This is a genomic window from Hydrogenophaga intermedia (genome assembly GCF_023715105.1).
GTDB lineage: Bacteria > Pseudomonadota > Gammaproteobacteria > Burkholderiales > Burkholderiaceae_C > Hydrogenophaga > Hydrogenophaga intermedia_A.
Genome location: NZ_JAMBNO010000105.1, coordinates 1 through 449, shown reverse-complemented (window position 1 = coordinate 449; position 449 = coordinate 1). Strand labels below are relative to the sequence as shown.

General features: G+C 67.0%; 1 pseudogene. It reads left to right on the top strand.

The features are described from left to right. Positions 1-2 precede the first annotated feature (2 nt). Positions 3-449 (top strand): annotated as a pseudogene (locus M3149_RS22775) (galactose-1-epimerase); the annotation flags it as partial.

The following is a 449-nucleotide window of genomic DNA, read 5'->3' as shown; positions in this document are numbered from 1 at the left end:
CCCTGCGCAATAAGTCGGGGATGACCGTCACCGTGGCTGACTGGGGCGCGACGCTGCTCAGCGCCGAGGTGCCGCTGGCCGATGGCAGCCTGCGCCGACCGCTGCTGGGCTGCGCAAAGCTGGAAGACTATGCTCGCCAGGCCGCATTTCTTGGCGCCTCGGTAGGCCGCTACGCCAACCGTATCGGCCACAGCCGCTTCCCGCTTGACGGCCAGGTCGTCAACGTCACGCCGTCAAACGACGCGGGCCACCAGCTCCACGGCGGCCCGGAAGGGTTTGATAAGCGCCGCTGGCGCATTGTCCACGCCGACGAGCAGGAAGTGCTGTTCGCCCTGACCTCGCCCGATGGCGATCAAGGCTTTCCGGGCACCCTGCAGGCCACCGCGCACTATCGTCTGAGCGACGATAACCGCATCGCGATTACCTATCGCGCCACCGTGGACCAACCC